The organism is Rhodococcus sp. P4_E4, from assembly GCF_056401575.1.
This window is the reverse complement of record NZ_JBFUJB010000001.1, coordinates 120,372-136,081: the sequence shown is the minus strand read 5'-3', so window position 1 is coordinate 136,081 and position 15,710 is coordinate 120,372. Positions and strand designations below refer to the sequence as shown.

The 15,710-nt window shown below is 62.3% G+C and carries 14 protein-coding genes and 1 riboswitch; of the genes, 4 read left to right on the top strand and 10 right to left on the bottom strand.

All coding sequences use genetic code 11. The features are described from left to right. Positions 1-70 precede the first annotated feature (70 nt). Positions 71-622: a MarR family winged helix-turn-helix transcriptional regulator gene (locus AC1DVN_RS00660; RefSeq protein WP_019745012.1), complete on the bottom strand. Its 552-nt coding sequence runs from the start codon at positions 620-622 to the stop codon at positions 71-73. Between the two features lie 104 nt (positions 623-726). On the opposite strand from AC1DVN_RS00660, the gene AC1DVN_RS00655 reads away from it, so the two are divergent. Both AC1DVN_RS00655 and AC1DVN_RS00650 read left to right on the top strand, forming a co-directional pair. Beyond that, a complete protein-coding gene (locus tag AC1DVN_RS00655) occupies positions 727-1,341 on the top strand; it encodes a TetR/AcrR family transcriptional regulator (RefSeq protein WP_041815189.1) in 615 nt (204 codons plus the stop codon). Between the two features lie 174 nt (positions 1,342-1,515). Continuing rightward, positions 1,516-3,084, top strand: a complete 1,569-nt coding sequence (locus tag AC1DVN_RS00650; protein ID WP_477993127.1) for an ABC transporter substrate-binding protein — start codon at positions 1,516-1,518, stop codon at positions 3,082-3,084. On the opposite strand, the gene metE is transcribed toward AC1DVN_RS00650, so the two are convergent. The 7 genes from metE to AC1DVN_RS00615 all read right to left on the bottom strand — a co-directional run bounded on the left by metE (position 3,026) and on the right by AC1DVN_RS00615 (position 10,908). After that, positions 3,026-5,290 (bottom strand): 5-methyltetrahydropteroyltriglutamate--homocysteine S-methyltransferase, encoded by a 2,265-nt coding sequence (gene metE / locus AC1DVN_RS00645; protein WP_477993125.1) that lies wholly within the window; start codon positions 5,288-5,290, stop codon positions 3,026-3,028. The genes AC1DVN_RS00650 and metE overlap by 59 nt on opposite strands. Before the next feature lie 159 nt (positions 5,291-5,449). Next, a riboswitch (cobalamin riboswitch) is annotated at positions 5,450-5,658 on the bottom strand. Positions 5,659-5,755: 97 nt separating this feature from the next. After that, the gene (locus tag AC1DVN_RS00640; protein ID WP_019745008.1) at positions 5,756-6,193 is read right to left on the bottom strand and encodes a helix-turn-helix domain-containing protein; all 438 of its coding nucleotides are present in this window, start codon (positions 6,191-6,193) and stop codon (positions 5,756-5,758) included. Positions 6,194-6,413: 220 nt separating this feature from the next. Beyond that, positions 6,414-7,043: a response regulator transcription factor gene (locus AC1DVN_RS00635; RefSeq protein WP_019745007.1), complete on the bottom strand. Its 630-nt coding sequence runs from the start codon at positions 7,041-7,043 to the stop codon at positions 6,414-6,416. Beyond that, positions 7,040-8,164 carry a sensor histidine kinase gene (locus AC1DVN_RS00630; RefSeq protein WP_019745006.1) on the bottom strand — a complete coding sequence of 375 codons (1,125 nt, stop codon included), beginning with the start codon at positions 8,162-8,164 and terminating at the stop codon, positions 7,040-7,042. The genes AC1DVN_RS00635 and AC1DVN_RS00630 overlap by 4 nt, the downstream gene beginning before the upstream one ends. Beyond that, positions 8,165-8,959, bottom strand: a complete 795-nt coding sequence (locus AC1DVN_RS00625; RefSeq protein WP_019745005.1) for an ABC transporter permease — start codon at positions 8,957-8,959, stop codon at positions 8,165-8,167. Continuing rightward, positions 8,959-9,915: an ABC transporter ATP-binding protein gene (locus AC1DVN_RS00620; protein ID WP_069145719.1), complete on the bottom strand. Its 957-nt coding sequence runs from the start codon at positions 9,913-9,915 to the stop codon at positions 8,959-8,961. Before AC1DVN_RS00620 ends, AC1DVN_RS00625 begins: the two co-directional genes overlap by 1 nt. Before the next feature lie 45 nt (positions 9,916-9,960). Beyond that, positions 9,961-10,908, bottom strand: coding sequence for an EamA family transporter (locus AC1DVN_RS00615; protein ID WP_019745003.1), 948 nt, complete (start codon positions 10,906-10,908; stop codon positions 9,961-9,963). A gap of 68 nt (positions 10,909-10,976) precedes the next feature. On the opposite strand from AC1DVN_RS00615, the gene AC1DVN_RS00610 reads away from it, so the two are divergent. After that, positions 10,977-11,522: a CGNR zinc finger domain-containing protein gene (locus tag AC1DVN_RS00610; protein WP_080909074.1), complete on the top strand. Its 546-nt coding sequence runs from the start codon at positions 10,977-10,979 to the stop codon at positions 11,520-11,522. A 113-nt stretch (positions 11,523-11,635) separates the two neighbouring features. Beyond that, positions 11,636-12,934 (top strand): NtaA/DmoA family FMN-dependent monooxygenase, encoded by a 1,299-nt coding sequence (locus AC1DVN_RS00605; RefSeq protein WP_477993121.1) that lies wholly within the window; start codon positions 11,636-11,638, stop codon positions 12,932-12,934. Here the strand turns inward: AC1DVN_RS00605 and AC1DVN_RS00600 are convergent. Both AC1DVN_RS00600 and pruA read right to left on the bottom strand, forming a co-directional pair. Continuing rightward, a complete protein-coding gene (locus AC1DVN_RS00600; protein ID WP_477846822.1) occupies positions 12,931-13,896 on the bottom strand; it encodes a proline dehydrogenase family protein in 966 nt (321 codons plus the stop codon). The genes AC1DVN_RS00605 and AC1DVN_RS00600 overlap by 4 nt on opposite strands. Next, complete coding sequence (pruA, locus tag AC1DVN_RS00595; protein WP_060938131.1) at positions 13,896-15,557, bottom strand: L-glutamate gamma-semialdehyde dehydrogenase; 1,662 nt, start codon at positions 15,555-15,557, stop codon at positions 13,896-13,898. The genes AC1DVN_RS00600 and pruA overlap by 1 nt, the downstream gene beginning before the upstream one ends. Positions 15,558-15,710: the final 153 nt, after the last annotated feature.

Here is a 15,710-nt window from a genome sequence, read left to right as displayed (position 1 = left end):
CACCAGATAGTAAATACATTAACTAAAATGATGTGATGGGCGCAACCCTCCAAGGGGGTTCGGGTCTATGTCAGTTACGTCCGCGTACGTCGAACTGGCTGCGGTTGGTGATCAGTTTGTCCAGGAGCATGACAAGAATTCGCTGTTCGGCCTCGCTCAGGACGCTGACCCAGGCGTGTTCGCGTTCGTTCTGCTCGCGAAACGCTTCGACCATGGCTTCTCGGCCTTTGTCGGTCAGGTACAGCTGGACCGAACGGCCGTCGTTCTCGGTGGGCCGACGATCGATCAATCCGTCTGCAAGCAGCGACTTGGACAGATTGGAGACCGCTGCCCTACTCATTCCGGTGAGCTCGGCGGCAGCCTTCGGCTCGATCGGACCGGCCAGCCAGGTGACGAACAACAGTCGGAAGGAGGACCATGACCAGCCTCGAGGGCGGTGGATCGACGACTCGAGATCGTACGTGACGACGTTGGAGGCTCGGTTGAGCGTCAGGAGAACCTCGGTGGCGAGCTGATCGCGAAAGCCGTGTTCGGTGGCCAGCTTTTTGTTGGCCAGTTCGATGAACGACCAGAAATTGAGTTCGCCGACGGTTGACTGGTCATCGGTTGTCCGGTCATTCATGGACTAACCCTAGCGCGATCGGCAGGTGATTAATCTATGTACTAGATCTCGGGGTTCTGATGAAACTTCGCAACCTGGCACTGCGGTCGAGGTTCTGAACTATCGTGACGCGCGTGACTGTGCGCAGCGACGAGTTTCCCCTGGATACCGACCTCATGTCGGTGGGACAACTCGAGCGGAGACGACGATTGACCACGGCGGTGGTCGAGATGCTTGCAGCGATGCCGTCGGATCGAATCCAGATGAAAGAAGTGTCGGAGCGTTCAGGCGTGGCGCTAGGCACTCTCTATCGCTACTTTCCGACCAAACAGCAACTTCTTGCTGCGGCGATGACGGCGTGGAGCGGGCTCGAATCGGCTCGTCGTCCTGAGGAGTCGCGAACAGGCGGCGAAGAGAGCAATGCGTACGAACGGGTTCTGGCACTTCATCGCCGCGAGATGAAGGCATTCGAGCGTAGGCCTCACTTCGCTCGACTCGAGATCGAACTCCATTCGTCCTCGGATCAGTTCGTGATCGAGTCGTTGGATCAGCGCGCGGCTGCCCATCGGAGAATGCTGTTCGAATTGATGGACGGTATTCCGGCCGAGACGGCGCGGGTTGCGGCCGTGGCAATGGGCGGCACGATGTTGACGGCCCTTGCACTGTGGACCAGTGGCCGGATCGGATTCGCAGAGGCCCAGCGGAACGTCGAAGACGTCATCGGACTGGTACTTCGCTGAACGGTGTCACTCTAGAATTCAGTTCTTGTTTCTGTCGCTGTGAATGCGAATCATCGCTGCAGCTTTGTGAAAACGAAGACGCAGGGAGCGTTCTTACCTAGAATTCACTTACAAAACTGCCGGGATGTCCGATCCAAGGATCGACGTGTCCGTGAACTGTGAAAGTGAGTCGCAATGAAGCGCTCGTACCGAGCTCGCTCTCGAATCTGGATGGTTGTCCTGGCGTCGGCGACACTGGTGGTGACGGGGTGCGCCGGTAGCAGCCAAGGTACGACCACGGATGCATCGGACGTGACGGTCGGAGTTGTCGGTGACCAGAACAACGGGGGAGAGCCGCGCTCGGGTGGCACCGTGTCGTTTGCCACCTACAACGGGATCAGCAGTCTCGATCCGGCTGACCGTCAGGACGGCGGCGCTACCGGTGGTAGCGAAATGGCGGCCATCTACGACCTTCTGATGCGCTTCGATACGGCGGCGGGCGAATACGTTCCCCACTTGGCGCAGTCTTTGTCGGCCAACGGCGACAACACGGTGTGGACACTGAAATTGCGCGACGGCGTCACCTTCAGCGACGGCACTCCGATGGACAGTGCGGCAGTCCTGTGGAGTATCGATCACTATCTGCAGAAGAAGGGAACTCACGCGCTGGTGTGGAAGACCACTGTGCGCGAGACGAATTCACCGGATCCGAGTACGGTCGTCTTCACATTGGCGCAGCCGTGGGACGAGTTCCCGATCATGTTCACCACCGGTCCCGGCATGATCGTCGCGCCCTCGTCGATGGCTACCGGCACGTTCACCCCGATCGGGGCAGGTCCGTTCACCGTCGAGAAGTTCGCCTCCCAGGACGAATTGGTGCTCGCTGCCCGTCCGACGTACTGGGACGGGGCACCGTACCTCGAGAAGTTGCGCTTTCCGGCAATCGTCAACGAGAAGAGCAAACTCGAGGGATTGCACACCGACGGAATTCAGGTCGCCTATCTGAAGTCTCCCGATTTCATACACGAGGCTTTCGAAGCCGGTGATCCAGGATTTGTGTACTCGGCCAGCATGGCCGGCGTTCTGGCAATCAATCAGCGCGACGATCGGGCAGCGAAGGACGAGCGCGTGCGTAAGGCGATTGTCGCTGCGGTGGACCCGACTACGTTCAACGAGCGAGTTCAGGGCGGCTTCGGCGAACCCGGCACCGACATGTTCGCGTCGTGGTCGCAGTGGCACGGATCGGTGGCCGGGAACGGCTTCGACCCCGAGGCGGCGAAGAAGTATCTCGCCGAGGCGAAGGCCGACGGTTACGACGGAAAACTGACGTACGTCGGTATGAACGATCCGGCGACGCAGCGCAGCGCACTGACGTTTCAGTCGCTCTTGCAGGCAGTGGGTTTCACGGTCGACATCACCTACGCAACCAGCATCAACGATCTGATTTCCATGCTGTACGCGAAGCATGACTACGACGTGTCCTACTTCGCGTTCAACGTGCTGGAAGAGTCACCGTTCGTGCGTATGTACGGCAACCTGTTCAGCGAATCGCCGTCGAACATTCTCGGCTACAAGAACGCTCGGATGGACGAGTTGCTCGGCAAGCTGCAAACAGCGTCGGGCGAGGATGAGCGGCGAGCCGTCATCGACGATATTCCCTTTTTGGTAGTGCCCACTACCAAAAAGGCGCACCGGGGCTTCGCCCCTAAAGCTCCGCTCGTACCACCTTCGCGGCTTCGACGAGGTTACGAAGCGACGCTTTGACCTCGATCGGCCCCCGTGTCTTCAATCCGCAGTCCGGATTGACCCACAATCGTTCGACCGGAACAGCTTTGAGTGCTTCGCGTAGCGACTCCGCGATCTCGTCGACGCTCGGCACCCGCGGCGAGTGGATGTCGTAGACACCGGGGCCGACGCCGAGATCGAACCCGACCGAACTGAGATCGTCGAGGACCTCCATGTGTGAGCGTGCCGCCTCGATGGACGTGACGTCCGCGTCGAGGCCGGCGATGGCGCCGATCACCGCTCCGAACTCGGAGTAGCACAGGTGCGTGTGGATCGCGGTGGAATCCGCGACGCCCGAGGTGGCCAACCGGAAGGCGCCGACCGACCAGTCCAGGTAGGCGCGCTGATCCTCGGCACGCAGTGGGAGTAGTTCTCGCAGAGCCGGTTCGTCGACCTGGATGATTCCGATTCCGGCGGCCTGCAGGTCGACGGTCTCGTCTCGAATGGCCAGTGCGACTTGATTTGCCGAGTCGGCGAGGGGTTGGTCGTCGCGGACGAACGACCAGGCCAGAATGGTGACTGGTCCGGTGAGCATGCCCTTGACCGGCTTGTCGGTCAGGGACTGTGCGTACGTGATCCAGTCGACGGTCATCTGCTTCGGGCGCGAGACGTCGCCGTACAGAATCGGCGGACGCACGCAGCGGGTGCCGTACGACTGGACCCAACCGTTGGCGGTGGCGAAGAATCCGTCCAACTGCTCCGCGAAGTACTGGACCATGTCGTTGCGTTCCGGCTCACCGTGAACAAGCACGTCCAGGTCCAGCTTTTCCTGGAGCGCAACAACTTCGGCAATTTCGGCGCGCATACGGTTGACGTACTCGGCTTCGTCGATCTCGCCCTTGCGCAGTGCTGCGCGAGCGATGCGGATCTTCGAGGTTTGCGGGTACGAACCGATGGTCGTCGTGGGCAGCGGCGGCAGAGAAAGCAGCTCGTCCTGGGCAGCGCGACGTTCGGCGGCGGGCGCGCGACCGGTCGCCGAGTTCAGCACCGCGTCCAGGCGTCCCCGAACACTCGCATCATTGAGTCTGCGATCGTCCTTGCGGGTCGACGCGGCCGCTCGTGCCAGAGCGAACTCGTCCTCCACCGACTCTCTGCCCTGTGCGAGAGCGGTTGCAAGAGTTACTACTTCCTTGACCTTCTCGGTGCCGAACGCAAGCCACGAGCGCAGGGCCTTGTCGACATCGGACTCAGCGTCGAGTGTGTACGGAACGTGCAGCAGGGAGCACGACGTGGAGACGGCAAGCGTGTCGACGCTGCCGAGCAAGGCACCCAAAGTGCTCAGTGCCGAGTCCAGATCGGACCGCCAGATGTTTCGTCCGTCGACCACTCCGGCGACGATTAGTTTGCGGGCGAGGTCAGGTACGGAGCCGATCGAATCCTGACCGGCCACCAGGTCGACGGCAAATCCTTCGACGCCGGTGGACGCAAGCGCGGGCAACGCGTCACGCAGCGAACCGAAGTACGACGCCAACAGGATCGACGGCCGCTCGGACAGCGCTGAAAGCTGTTCGTACGCAGCGCGTGCCGCTTCGATTTCCTCATCGGTGCGATCGCCCACGAGGGCCGGTTCGTCGAGCTGAACCCAGCTCGCACCGGCCTTCGCGAGCCGCCCGAGTAGATCCGCGTAGAGGGGGAGTAGTTCGTCGAGCCGCGAGAGCAGCGGCTCGTCTGTGCCGACAGCCTTCGAGAGCAGCAGGAAGGTGACCGGTCCGATGACGACCGGGCGGGCTGCAATGCCGTCGGAAAGTGCTTCTGCCAGTTCGGACAAGACCTTGGACGGGTCGAGTGCGAACGTGGTGGACGGCGAGATCTCCGGCACCAGGTAGTGGTAGTTGGTGTCGAACCACTTCGTCATTTCGAGCGGCGCGATGGTGTCCGTCCCACGGGCAGCGGCAAAGTAGCGGTCCAACGGATCGGCGACCGACGCGACGCGGTCGGGCAGCGCGCCGAGAAGAACTGCGGTGTCGAGCATCTGGTCGTAGAAGGAGAAGGTATTGACCGGGACGGAGTCGAGGCCCAGGTCACGGAGGTCGGCCAAGCCCTGCCGACGGAGGTCACGGGCGACAGCCTGCAGGGCGTCGGCGTCGATGCGCCCTGCCCAGTAGCTTTCGGTTGCCCGCTTGAGTTCTCGATGAGGACCGATGCGCGGTGAGCCCAGCACGGTCGAAGTGAATGTTGTTGTCACGGAGTTTCTCCAGATTGCCAATGCATTGATGGCCACTGCCGGCAGACGGGTACACCTCACGAGACCTCGAGTTTCGGCGGACAGTACTGCCCGCACCGCACACGAGGTCCGATGGAGATCTACACGCCCATTCCACGAGGCGGTGGACCGTCGGGCACGGCGTGCCCGACACAGTCGGCAGGTCTTCGGACTCGCGGGCACTCGATCGAGTTGGATCGAACCTACTGGCCGTCGCTTCCCAGGCGGATGCCCAGTGCACATAAACGGCGGTCGTTCCTGCTTACCGCTGCGGGACAGTCCCGGATTTTCACCGGGTTCCCTCTCACTCCGACAGCTTGCGCTGACGGGGCTTCGACGCCGGGAACGGTCTTCGGGGCTCCTCATGACCGCGCCGGGCGAACCAGCTGCATCGACCAGCATAAGGCCAACCCTCCCTGAGCAGTCAAGGAGAGTCGGCGAAGGGCGCTACGCGCGTGACATGTAGGAATTCGAGTCCGGTGGTACGCGCGGAAGATTCTCGGAGGAACGTAGATTCTCCGCCATTTCGACAAGCAGATCCTGCGAAGACGGCGATAGATCGACGACGCGAGAGGTGAGGTTTCGTAGGCGCACGTTGTGCAGCTGTTCGAGGAGAGAGAGGTCCGCCTCGCCGCCCGAGATCGCGGGCGGAGTTTGATCGGACGGGGCGTAGAAGTAGTCCGGATGGACGTTGAAGAAGTGGGCGAGGGCGGCAACCACTTCGGGTGACGGGTTGGTTCGGACGCCGGTGCGCAGTTGGGACAGGTACGGCGTCGAGATGCGGCAGCCGAACTCGGTCATGCCGCGAACGACCATCGCGTTGGTGACGTGAAAGTCGGCAGTCTCGAACAGCGAGTTCAAGCGATCGTTGAACTGGTTCGACATGAGACGTCCCTTCCCCCGTTACACACAGGCTCCGTCGATTCAATTAACTGCATCATAGCCAGTTATCGAACGATTAGCTGTTTTGGATTCTCGCGAAGGGGGTCGTTTGCAGGGAAAATCCCTAGGGTAGAAGGTCCCTACTTTGAGTGATCTGGACAAATCGCCGTCAAGAATCGAACCGCGAACTATTTGCCGGGGAAGTGGATTCCGGCCACGCGGATCAGAGCCAGCCGTTCGACTCGGCGATTCTGACGGCTTCCGCGCGCGTCGACGCACCCGTCTTACCCATTGCGGATGACAGATGATTTCGAACCGTCCCTGCGGACAAGAAGAGCGCCCCTGCGATGGCTGCCACGGGTGCGCCGTCGTGAGCGGCGCGCAGTACTTGGGTCTCACGCTCCGTCAGAGGCGACTCGCCGCTGACGAGGCTGTCGGCCGCAAGGGTGGGATCGACGACGCGCAGTCCGGCGTGGACACGCCTGACTGCGTCGGCCAACTGCCTGGCGGGTGTGTCCTTGACGACGAACCCGCCGGCCCCGGCGTGCAGGGCTTTGCGAAGAAATCCGGGACGTCCGAACGTGGTGACGATCAGGACTCGGGTGTCGGGTGCTGCCTCGCGAAGGGCCGCCGTCGCGGCGATTCCGTCCATGCCGGGCATCTCGACGTCCAGAAGCGCGACATCCGGGCGGTGTTCGAGAACAGCGGCCACAACCTCGTCGCCGCGACCGACCTCGGCCACCACGGAGAGGTCGGATTCCAGATCGAGTAGTGCGGCCAACGCTCCTCGCACGAGCGCCTGGTCGTCCGCCAAGAGCAGCCGTATGGTTGCTCGATCGCCCTGGCTGTTCACTCTGTCTCCTGTTCGACTACCTGAAGTGCAAACCCCTGCGGCTGGGGATGAGTGATGATCACTCGTGCGCCCGACGCTCCGGCGCGCTCGCGTAATCCGATCAGACCGTTGCCGGAAGACGTCGACCCGGCCCCTTGCCCGTCGTCGACGACCGACGCACTTTTTTCGTCGACCGTGATCCGGCAGTGGGTCGCACCGCTGTGTCGAACGACGTTGGTGACGCCCTCACGGATCGTCCATGCAAAGAGTTCGCGAAGACGCGTGGGAACCATGTCGGTACTGCTCGGCACCTCGTCCTCGATACCAGCCGCACGCAATGCCTCTCGTGCTCGGGCTATTTCGACGGGAAGAGAAATCCCACGAAATCCTTCGACGGCCGAGCGCACGTCTGCCAACGCGTCACGCGAAAGTCTTTCGAGGTCGTCGAGTTCGTTGCGCGCACGTTCGATATCGACATCGAGTAGGCGATTGGCCAGTTCGGCTTTGATCGTGATGACGGTCAGCGAGTGTCCGAGGATGTCGTGCAGATCGCGCGCCATCCTCGTTCGCTCCTCCATGATTGCCCGCTGCTCCTGCTCTTCGCGTTCATGGAGCATGGCGAAGTTGCGGCTGATCAGGGACATGATGCCCCAGGTCGCGAATGCGGCCGCGCAGACTCCGAGCGAGAGTCCGGAGTAGTTCCCCCACCCGGACGAGAGGCTGACTATCTCCACGGAGGCCGCGAACACCAAGGCGAGAATGCCGCCCGCGACGGTCGGCAGCAGCGTCACCGCTGTCACCGCGAGATACGGTGCGGCTGCCAAACCAGTCGGCCCGACGCTGACGATCATCACGGCGGCCAACGCGGTCAAGGCGGCCAAAGCCAGTGCAGCTTCGCGAATCGTCGGCCGAGTCATTGTCATTCGACGCCGCTGCTGCGTTGTGGCGAACGTGTAGAGATAGAGCGCACCGAAGGCGACCGTCGCGAGAATCCCTGTCCAGCCGCGCAGTTCGTCGCGCAGATTCCATCCCTCGATCAGCGGCCCGCCGAGAAATACCATCCAGACCGCCGCGAAGAGAACGCCGAAACGATTCCGCCGCGGGAGCGCGACGGAATCTTCTCGGTCAGTCGTTTGCGACAACTACACACGCTCCGTATCTCGTTGGAACCGCCAGATCGCTCCGCCGGCGAAGATGGCGAACCACACCAGGATATTGACGATCCAGGTCCAGTGAATGCTATTGCCCGTCAACGGTGCGTGGGCGAGGGCGTTGATGCCGAACATCGGGGTGAACTGTGCGATGGTCGCCCATACGGAACCGTCGGTGAGCGGCACGAAGAGTCCGCCGCCGAAGGCGAGCAGAGCCAGTCCCGGTCCGAGCAACTGCATGACGTTCTCACTGGGGAGTAGATACCCCATGAACAGGCCGAAGGCCGCGAAGATCGACGATCCCAACCAGGCGATCAATGCCGTTGTGAACCAGAGTGATCCGTCCATCTGCGCCGAGGTGAACGCGCCGACGACGTAGACGACAAGGATCGAGACGAGACCGAGCAGCATCGCCATGATCAGTTTGACGGCGATGTAGGCGACCGGGGTCAGGGGAGTCAGCCGAAGTTGTCGGCTCCATCCGGACGCTCGTTCGATCGAGACCATCGCTCCGCCGCTGGTGGTGGCCAGCATCGCGCCGTAGAGAGCCATGCTGATCATGATGTACGCGGCGACATTGCCGTGCCCGATCCCGTGATCGTCGTCGCCTTGACCGAGACCGAAGACGAGGAAGAAGACAACCGGCATGACGAGCGTGAAGATCATCGTGCGCCGATTGCGGGTCAGGCGACGAAATTCCAGTCGCAGTAGCGTCGTGTTGAATCCGCCGAGAGGTACGACGGTTCGCTCGGCTCCGTAGGTGTTCGCTTCGGTTGCAGTGGTCATCACTTCTGTCCTTCGGAGTTGTTCGACGTGAGTGCGATGAATGCGTCTTCGAGGCCACGCGAGACGATTTCGAGATCGCGAGCCTGGGTATTGGTCAACAGGAACCGTGCAACGGCATCGGTGTCACCCGAGTGCACGAGCAGTGACTCACCGCGCACCTCGACGGCGTCGGAGTTCGGTATAGCTCGCAGGAGTTCGTCGGTGATGCCTGGAACAGTCGCGCGCAGGGTGCGCCCGGACGCCATCGCCTTGACCTCGGCGGTGGTCCCGTCTGCGACCACGGTGCCTTGCCTGACCAGGATGATGCGGTCGGCGTAGACATCGGCCTCTTCGAGGTAGTGCGTCGCAAAAAGCACAGTGCGACCGTGATCTGCGTCGGCGCGGATGGCGGACCAAAAGTCCCGACGCCCTTCGACGTCCATGCCGGTGGTGGGCTCGTCGAGAATGAGCAATTGCGGGTTCGACAGCAACGCCATCGCAAATCGCAACCGCTGTTGTTGTCCGCCTGAGCATTTGCTGACCAGGCGATCGGAGATGTCGAGGATTCCGGCTCTCCCCAGCACTTCGTCGACCGGACGGGATTGGGCGTACAGGCTGGCGGTCAGCTGCACCGTCTCGGCAACCGTCAGCTCTTTCAGTAGTCCGCCGGTCTGCATGACTGCGGAAACGAGTCCGCGGGCGATCGCCGATCGGGGTGACATTCCGAAGACGCTCACGTCGCCCGACGTCGGCCGGGACAGGCCGAGGATCATGTCGATGGTTGTCGTCTTGCCTGCGCCGTTCGGGCCGAGGAACGCGACGATCTCGCCGGGGCGGATGCTCAGGTCGATACCCTTGACGGCGTCGACGGTTCCGAAACTCTTGCGAAGTCCGGTCAACCGGACGGCGTCGTGTGCCGATCCTTCACTGAGTGTGTGCAGTGCCTGTGGTGAATGCCGTGCCTGTGCTGAGGTCATACATAGAATCTGCTCGCTTCGAGGTCGTGATCCCTCGTCCGTCCGTCATTCTTCTGCCATGACATTTGTCATCGGGTCGGCCGGTATCTGTTTCGGTGCAACCTGGCCGAGGCGCGCGAGGACCAACCCCGCGATGATTGCTGCGCCACCCACAGCTTGGAGTGCAGTGACGGATTCCCCGACCAGGATCCACGCGGCGAGGACCGCGCACAGCACTTCGGTCAGCGCTACGAGAGATCCGATTGTCGGCCCCAGCAGCGTGATTGCGGCGATGCCGGTGAGATAGGCAATGACAGTGCTGACCAGGACCAGGACCACCACCGGCAGCCATACGTTCACCGAATGGTCTGCCACGACGGCGTTCGAGGCCGAGAACTGGAGTGGGAGGACGCCGACGAGTCCGAGCGCGCCGATGACCATTGCACTGACCGTGAGCCCCGATGCCGCGAGCACAACAGGATGGAGATCACCGTCCGCACGTTCGGAAATGACGAAATAGACTGCAAGGCATGCCGCGGCGGCCAGTCCCCAGGCGACTCCGACGGCACTGATCTCTGCCGATCCGAAGACGTCGATCACCACGGCGGCGCCGATCATGGCAACCGCCGCACCGAGAAGCGTCTGCACGCTCGGACGCGCGCCCTTGGTTATCCACACCCATCCGATGACGATGATCGGTGCAAGGTACTCGAGAAGCAATGCGACGCCGACCGAAAGATGTTGCACGGCATTGAAGAAGCACAGTTGAACGCCCGAGATCGCGAACACCCCGTACAGCAGTACCGTTCGCGTGTGGGCGCTCACCTGTCGTAGGCGAGGCCATTGGGTGGCTACGGCGATCACCATCATCACCAGTGCGCCGCCGGCAACGCGCGCGAACACTGCGCCGCCGGGGGACCACCCCGATTCGATGAGAGACTTCGCGAACGGGCCCGAGACGCCGAACGTTGCCGCGGACAGCAGAGCGAAGATCAAGCCGTTGCGAGAGTTCACGTCGTCACCCGTCAGGAGTAAAAGCGATTACGATGCTGACATTAGGTTGATAGAGCTCAGGAGTCAAAGTGCATTTTGCTGGTGACACGGAATCGGCGCTCGTCTTCGCCGCGTCGTTGGTCAACACGGCCCGCGGCGGGGCTGAACTGCTTCCGGATCAAGAGGAGCTGACACGGTTTCTCGACGCGGATCATTGGACCGGCAGGCGGGACGGCACGCGGGAGGAATTGACGGCGGTTCGTGCGCTGCGTCCACGACTGCGCAAGTTCTGGGAAGCCGCGGGAGTGGACGACGCCGTCGAGGTGGTGAACGCACTGCTACTCGAATCGGGCGCGAGGCCGCGGCTCACCAGGCACGACGACCTCGGCTGGCATCTGCACGTCACCGCTGACGATTCGCCACTGGTGGACCGGATGGCCGCAGAAGCGGCGATGGGTGTGCTCGATCTGATCCGAACCGACGAATTCTCGAGGTTGCGATGGTGCGAGGCCCCGGACTGCGAGGCGGTCTTCGTGGATTTGTCGCGCAATCGTTCGAAGCGATACTGCGACACCGGAAACTGTGGGAACAGGGCGCACGTCGCCGCCTATCGTGCCCGTAAATCCGGGGCGTGACCAAGCGGCGTTCGGAGGGATAGAACCAGGCTGAGTGAATACCTTGTCGGGAGCCAGGATCGGTCTAGCGTTGTGAGTTCGGAACAGATTTCGCGAAGCCAGGAGGATGGTCGGTGGCCGATCGTAGGCGTCCACTCAAGACGGTGACCGGTGTCAGCGGGGCGGTGAGTATCTACGACGCCGCGATCGATCCGACGACGTCGACGGTCGCGTCCGCGATCGACGTCGCAAAGACGGCCGAGGCGAACAAGATCGACGGACTGTTTGCCGCCGACCTGTTGAGTTTCGGCGCGCAGGGCGCGATCGGTGCGCAGGAGCCGTTGATCTTCCTTGCCGCGCTGAGTGCGGTCACCACCCATGTGGGGCTGATCGCCACCGTCACGACCACATTTCATCACCCTTTCAACCTGGCGCGGTTGTTCGGCACCCTGGACCACGTCAGCAATGGTCGAGCCGCATGGAATGTCGTCACTTCCTCACTCGGAGAAGAGAACTACAGCGACCTGGACCTGCCGAGTCCGGAGGAGCGGTACGCCCGAGCGGCCGAATCGCTCGAGGTGGTCAACGCGCTCTTCGACAGCTGGAAGCCCGGCGCCCTGACCCGGGGAGAGGGCTCAGCGGTACTCGATCCGTCGAGGGTGGTCCCCATCGAGCATCGAGGCAAGTACTTCACCGTGCAGGGGCCGCTGAACATCCCCTCCCTGCCGCAGCGTCGTCCGGTCCAATTCCAGGCAGGCCAATCTGCCGGAGGTATCGAACTGGGTGCTCGCTTCGCGGAGGTCGTATTCACTTCTCTCGCAACCTTCGAGGACGCGGTCACCTACACGAAGACGATCCGCGCCAGGGCGGCAGAGTTGGGGCGTGGGGACGAACTGCCACTGATTTTCAGCTCGTTCCACGCAACGTACGGCGCTACCGAAGCCGAAGTCGAACGATTGGTCAGAGAAGCCGAGGAATCGACGGACTTCGACGCCGGACGCACCAGGCTTGCCGACATGTTCGGCGGTGACGTGGATTTCTCGGAATTGCCGCTGGATCGGCCGATCCCGGAGTCGTTGTTGCCGGACCCGTCGTCGGTGAATCGACGACGGGGCCGGGTCGAGATCTTCGGCAAGCTCGCATCACAAGGAAAGACTCTGCGTGAGTTGATCATCGCGTCCAAGGACACCGGCCACTGGGCAGCGGCGGGCACCCCGGAACAGCTCGTGGACGCGATCGAGGAACGATACGACGCGGGCGTACTCGACGTCATCACGCTCGGTGACCTTGCCGATCCGCGTACACGCGATTTCGTCACGAACGGACTGCTGCCGGAACTACGCAAGCGCAGAATCGTGGGAACAGATTACGTCGGGGGTACCTTCCGTGAGAACCTCGAGTTGCCACCGCTGCCACCGGTTTCCAGCACCTAGTTGTTGGAGGCGAGTGAGCGCATGAAGAACATGAGGTTGGCCGGCCGTTCCGCCAGGCGCCGCATGAAGTAGCCGTACCACTGGCTGCCGTAAGGAACGTAGACCCGCAGGTGATTGCCTGCGGCTACCAATCTGCGTTGTTCGCCGTCGCGGATGCCGTAGAGCATCTGAAACTCGAAATCCTCGGCTGTCCGTTCGGTCAATGTGGCGAGTTCGAGGGCGGCGTCGATCATGGTGGGATCGTGGGAGGCGACCATCGGGTACCCGTCACCTTCCATCAAGACCTTCAGGCAACGCAGGTACGACGCGTCGACTTCGCCGGGCTTTTGGAACGCAACGTCGGCCGGTTCCTTGTATGCACCCTTGCACAGCCGAATTCGTGAACCTGATCCGGAGAAGTGCCGGCAGTCGGCCTCGGTGCGGTGCAGATACGCCTGCAGGACCGTGCCGAGCGTCGGGAAGTCGCGGCGCAACTCTTCGACGATGGACAGTGTCGAGTCGGTGGTGGTGTGATCCTCCGCATCGACGGTGACCCACGCGCCCACTTCGTCTGCCGCTGTGACGATTCGGTGAGCGTTCGCCAGGGCGATTTTCTCGCCGTCACCGGGAAGTGACTGCCCTAACGCGGAGAGCTTGAGCGAAACCTCGAGGGTGTGTTGCGTCCCAGCCGCTTCGGAAAGCGTTGCGTACGAGCGGAGAAGGGAGAGATAGGCGTCGACGGTAGCTGTTGCCTGAGCTGGATCGGTAGTGTCCTCGCCGAGGTAGTCGACCGTCACGAACCGGCCACTGGTGAGGATGTCGCGTACGGCAGAGACCGCTGCGGGTTCCGCGTCCCCGGCGACAAACCTGTCTACCAGCTTGCGGGTCACGGTCATCCCGGAGACTGTCTTCTCCAGCCGCGACGAGCGTGCCGCCGCGAGGAGTACCGGGCGCAGCGGGTTGCTCAGCGAGACGGCACTCATCAACGGTTCTCGCTCTCGGCTGGATCGACGTCCTGGTGGGGGTAGCGATGATCGGTGGGAGGAACGAAGGTTTCCTTGACGGTGCGTGTCGACGCCCAACGGAGCAGGTTCTGCGGTGAACCGGCCTTGTCGTTGGTACCGGAAGCTCGAGCGCCGCCGAAGGGCTGTTGTCCGACTACCGCGCCCGTCGGCTTGTCGTTGACGTAGAAGTTTCCGGCGGCGAACCGCAGACCGTGGTGAGCTTGATCGACGGCCGCACGGTCGGTGGCGATCACGGCACCGGTCAGGGCGTACGCGGATCCGCTGTCGATACGAGCGAGGATGTCGGCGTAGGCATTCGGTGCGGAGTCGTCGTAGACGTGCAGGGAGAGTATGGGGCCGAAGTACTCGGTGCTGAAGGCCTCGTCACTGGGGTCGTCACCGAGCAGGACCGTCGGCGAGATGAAGAATCCTTCGCGGTCGTCGTAGTCGCCGCCTGCTGCGATGGTGAGGCTGCCGGTCGACTTGGCTCGGACGATCGCGGCGGCGTTGCGGTCGAAGGAACGCTGGTCGATGACGGCGCCGCCGAAGTTCGTCAGGTCCGTGACGTCGCCGTACTTCAGTGACGACACTGTGTCGATGAACGTGTCGCCCATCTTGGCCCACACCGATTTCGGGACGAATGCCCGTGACGCGGCCGAGCATTTCTGTCCCTGATAGTCGAAGGCCCCGCGGATCAATGCCGTCGTGAGTACGTCGGGGTCTGCTGAACTGTGTGCGAGTACAAAATCTTTGCCGCCGGTTTCGCCGACGAGACGCGGATACGTCCGGTAGTTCGAGATGTTGGCTCCGACCTCACGCCACAAACGCTGGAACGTTGCGGTCGATCCGGTGAAGTGGATGCCCGCCAGGCGGGGGTCGGCCAGCGCGACTTCGGACACCGTGGGTCCGTCGCCGAGAACAAGATTGATCACCCCGGGCGGGAGGCCGGCGGCTTCGAGTAGTTGCATCGTGAGGTATGCCGCGACGGCCTGCGTCGGTGACGGCTTCCAGATCACGGTGTTGCCCATCAGGGCCGGTGCGGTAGGGAGATTTCCGGCGATGGCGGTGAAATTGAAGGGAGTGATCGCGTAGACAAAACCTTCGAGTGGTCGATATTCGACGCGATTCCACACTCCCGGAGCGGAAACGGGTTGGTCGGCGAGTATCTGACGAGCGAACGCGACGTTGAAACGCCAGAAATCGATCAGTTCGCACGGGGCATCGATCTCGGCCTGATATGCGGTCTTCGACTGACCGAGCATTGTTGCGGCGGCGATGGTTTCGCGCCACGGGCCGGAGAGTAGATCGGCGGCGCGGAGGAAGACCGCAGCTCGATCGTCGAACGAGAGGTCGCGCCAGGCCGGGGCGGCGAGTGTAGCGGCGTCGATGGCATCACGAACATCCGAGTGCGTTGCGCCCGCAAACGATCCGATGACCGAGCTGTGACGGTGTGGTTGAACTACGTTCTCCCGCTTGCCCTCCGCAGTTCGGTGGACGCCCCCGATGACCTGTCGGATGTCGGTGGGTGCCTCGGCCAGTTCGGTCAGTTTGGTGCGTAGGCGTGATCGTTCCGGGCTTCCCGGCCCGTAATTGTTGACCGGCTCGTTGGAGGGGTGGGGGACATTGGTGACGGCGTCCATGACGATCCTTCGGCAGACTGATGGGTGGGGCAGTTGTCGTGTCGTCATCAGTCAAGCCGAAAGGAGTCGGCGAGTAATCCGCTGATCGGCCAAACTTCTCGGACGCTGTTTGTTCGATCGGATGAACCGTTTCCGCAGGAAAATGCACTATTC

Excerpts from the sequence above, each read along its gene's own strand:
- AC1DVN_RS00640 (WP_019745008.1), bottom strand. The coding sequence starts at position 6,193 with ATGTCGAACCAGTTCAACGATCGCTTGAACTCGCTGTTCGAGACTGCC.
- AC1DVN_RS00650 (WP_477993127.1), top strand. The coding sequence starts at position 1,516 with ATGAAGCGCTCGTACCGAGCTCGCTCTCGAATCTGGATGGTTGTCCTG.
- pruA (WP_060938131.1), bottom strand. The coding sequence starts at position 15,557 with ATGGACGCCGTCACCAATGTCCCCCACCCCTCCAACGAGCCGGTCAAC.
- AC1DVN_RS00660 (WP_019745012.1), bottom strand. The coding sequence starts at position 622 with ATGAATGACCGGACAACCGATGACCAGTCAACCGTCGGCGAACTCAAT.
- AC1DVN_RS00625 (WP_019745005.1), bottom strand. The coding sequence starts at position 8,959 with ATGACCACTGCAACCGAAGCGAACACCTACGGAGCCGAGCGAACCGTC.
- AC1DVN_RS00600 (WP_477846822.1), bottom strand. The coding sequence starts at position 13,896 with ATGAGTGCCGTCTCGCTGAGCAACCCGCTGCGCCCGGTACTCCTCGCG.
- AC1DVN_RS00620 (WP_069145719.1), bottom strand. The coding sequence starts at position 9,915 with ATGACCTCAGCACAGGCACGGCATTCACCACAGGCACTGCACACACTC.